The organism is Streptomyces sp. NPDC039609, assembly GCF_055596705.1.
The window spans coordinates 1-3612 of the sequence record NZ_JBVIUJ010000036.1 but is presented as its reverse complement, the minus strand read 5'-3'; the positions used below and the strand labels follow the sequence as shown (position 1 = coordinate 3612).

Annotated in this window: 1 protein-coding gene; it reads left to right on the top strand. The window is 72.7% G+C overall.

From position 1 onward, the window contains the following. A partial coding sequence (locus tag ACZ561_RS40040) for an amino acid adenylation domain-containing protein (protein ID WP_471005083.1) occupies nucleotides 1-3612 on the top strand: 3612 nt, incomplete at both ends.

Sequence of the window (3612 nt, the reverse complement as noted above, 5' to 3'; positions counted from 1 at the left end):
CCGCACCCGCACCACCGACCTCGCCGCCTACACCCACCAGGACACCCCCTTCGAACGCATCGTCGAAGCCGTCAACCCCCACCGCTCCCTCGCCCACAACCCCCTGTTCCAGGTGATGCTGGTGCTGCACACACAAGCGGCCCCCGTGTTCGACCTGCCCGGCCTGTCGGCGGTCGGCGAGGACCTCACCAAGGACGTCACCAGCTTCGACCTCACCTTCAACTTCTACGAGGCCACGGACGCCGCCGGGCGGCCCGGAGGGCTCCACGGCTTCCTGGAGTACCGCACCGACCTGTCCGAACGGACCACCGCGGAGCGGTTCACCGAAGGCCTCCGGCTGCTGCTGGGCGCCCTCGCCGAGCGCCCCGACCTGCCGATCTTCGACGCCCCGCTGCTCTCCCCGGCCGAGCGGGCCGGACTGCTCGCCGCGGGCACGGGCGGCCCCGCCCCCGCGCACCGGTTCTTCACCGACATGTTCGAGGAGCACGCGGCACTCCGGCCCGGCGCACCCGCGCTGGAGCACGAGGGCACCGTGCTCAGCTACGCCGAGCTGAACACCCGGGCCAACCAGGTCGCCCACTGGCTGATCCGCCAGGGCGTCGGTGCCGAGGACCTGGTGGCCCTCGCGGTGCCCCGGTCCGTGGAGATGGTGGCCGCGCTGCTGGGCGTCTGGAAGGCCGGAGCCGCCTTCGTGCCCATCGACCCGGACTACCCGGCGGACCGGGTCGCCTTCATGCTCCAGGACGCGGCCCCGGTCCGCGTCCTCACCAGCGGGGAGGTCGCGGGACGGCTCCCGCAGGGCGGGCCGGAGGCCCTGGTGCTGGACGATGCCGCGGCCCTGGCGGAGATGGACGGCGGCAATCCCACGGATGCCGACCGGACCGCCCCGCTCCGGCCCGGCGGCTTGGCCTACACCGTCTACACCTCGGGTTCCACCGGTGTCCCCAAGGGCGTGGCCGTCACGCACGCCGGCCTCCGCGCGCTGGCCGCCACGCTGGCGGAGAAGTACGAGCTCCGCGCGGACGACCGGGTTCTGCAACTGGCCTCGATCAGCTTCGACATGGCCCTCGAGGACTTCCTCCGGGCGTTCTGCTTCGGTGCCACCCTCGTCGTCCCCGCCCCCGGCCCCCTGGTCGGGGACGCCCTCGGCGACTTCCTGGAGGACCGCCGGATCTCCTGCGCCGACATGCCGCCCAGTGTGCTCGCCACCCTGCCGGAGCGGGACTTCCCCGCGCTGCGCGTGCTGAGCGTCGGCGGCGAGGCGTGCCCGCCCTCGCTGATCGCCCGCTGGGCGGACGACCGGCGGATGCTGAACCTCTACGGGCCCACCGAGTCGACGATCTCGGCGACGGCCAGCGAGCCGCTGTCCGCCGACGGCCCGTCCGCGTCCGCCCCCATCGGGGCACCCGTGCGGGGCACCCGGGCGTACGTCCTCGACGCGCGCCTGCGGCTGGCACCGCAAGGGGTGCCGGGAGAGCTGTACCTCGCGGGCGAGGGCTTGGCCCGCGGCTATCTGCGGCGTCCGAGCCTGACGGCGGAGCGGTTCGTCGCCGACCCCTTCGGCCCGGCCGGCAGCCGCATGTACCGCACCGGGGACCTCGTGCGGTGGCGGGGCGACGGCCAGCTGGATTTCGTCGGCCGGGCCGACGACCAGGTGAAGATCCGCGGCTTCCGCATCGAACTCGGCGAGATCGAGGCGGTCCTGGGGCGCTTCCCGGACCTGTACCAGGTCGCGGTGGTGGTCCGGGAGGACCGGCCCGGCGACAAGCGCCTGGTGGCGTACGTGGTGGCCGACTCCGCGGGTGCCGGGCTGAGCCCGGACGCGCTGCGCGCGCACGCCCGCCGGTCGCTGCCCGAGTACATGATCCCCACGGCGTTCGTGATGCTGGACCGGCTGCCCCTGACCGCCAACGGGAAGCTGGACAGGCGGGCCCTGCCGGCGCCCCTGCACGAGCCGGAGACCAGTGGTCGGGCCGCGCGCAGTCCGCAGGAGGAGCTCCTGTGCGGGCTGTTCGCCGAGCTCCTGGACCTGCCCGCGGTGGGCGTCGACGAGAACTTCTTCGAGCTGGGCGGCCACTCCTTGCTGGCGGCCCGCCTGGTCAGCCGGATCAGGACGGTCATGGGCGCCGAGCTGCCGATTCGGGTCCTGTTCGAGGCTCCCACGGTCGCCGCCCTGGCCGGCCGGGTCTCGGAGGCGGCCGCGGCCAGGCCCGCGCTGAGGGCAGCCAAGCGCCCCGAACTGGTACCGCTGTCAGCCGCGCAGAAGCGGCTGTGGTTCCTGAACGAACTGGAAGGACCGAGCGCCACCTACAACATGCCGGTGGCCTTCCGGATCGCCGGAGACCTGGACGCTGAGGCCCTGGAGCGGGCGCTGAACGACATCGTGGTGCGGCACGAGAGCCTGCGGACGGTCTTCCCGGAGGTCGATGGCAGCCCGGTCCAGACGGTGCTGGGCGTGAACGCCGTCGATCTGAGGCTGCACCTCGTCGGCTGCCGCCCGCACGAGCTGGACGCCGCGGTGAGCGCCGCCGGGCGGCACGTCTTCGACCTGGCCTCCGACCTCCCGTTCCGGGCGACCCTGTTCAGTGTCAGCCCGACCGAGCGGGTGCTGCTCCTGCTCGTGCACCACATCGCGGCCGACGGCGCCTCGATGGGGCCGCTCGTCCGCGACCTGGAGACGGCGTTCACCGCCCGGCTCCAGGGGCATGCCCCGGCGTGGCCGGCGCTGCCCGTGCAGTACGCGGACTACACCCTGTGGCAGGACGCCTTCCTGGGTACCGAGGACGACCCGGACTCCGTGGTGAGCAAGCAGCTGGCCTACTGGACCGAGGCCCTGGAAGGCGCCCCGGACCGGCTTGAGCTGCCTTTCGACCGGCCCCGCCCGAACGTGGCAGGCCACGGCGGCGACGCGGTCCCGCTCGACTTCGGCCCCGAGCTGCACCGTGCGCTCGTCGACCTGGCCCGGGACACGAACACCACCCTGTTCATGGTGCTCCAGGCCGCTGTCGCCACCCTGCTGAACCGGCTGGGCGCGGGAACGGACATTCCGATGGGCACCCCGGCCGCGGGGCGCACAGACGAAGTCCTCGACGACATGATCGGGCTCTTCATCAACACGCTCGTGCTGCGGACCGACACCTCGGGGGACCCGACGTTCCGGGAGCTGTTGGAGCGGGTCCGTGCGACCAGCCTGGCGGCGTACTCGCACCAGGACGTGCCGTTCGAGCGGGTGGTCGAGGCCGTCAACCCGGTGCGTACGGCTTCCTGGCACCCGCTCTTCCAGGTGATGGTGGGCCTGCAGAACTCCGTCGGCAACGAGCTGTCGCTGCCCGGGGTGGTGGTCGAGGCCGAGGAGGCGTTCAGCACCCGCACGGCCAAGTTCGATCTCGGCTTCGCGCTGAACGAGCGCTACGGGACCGACAACAGCCCGGCCGGGATCGCCGGAATGCTGGAGTACAGCACCGACCTCTTCCACGAGGGCACCGCCCGACGGATGGTGGGCTGGCTGGTTCGGGTGCTGGAGTCCGTCTCCGGTGATCCTGATGGCCGGATCGGTGGGATCGATGTGGTCGATGAGGCCGAGCGTGTGCGGCTGCTGGAGTCCTGGGCGGG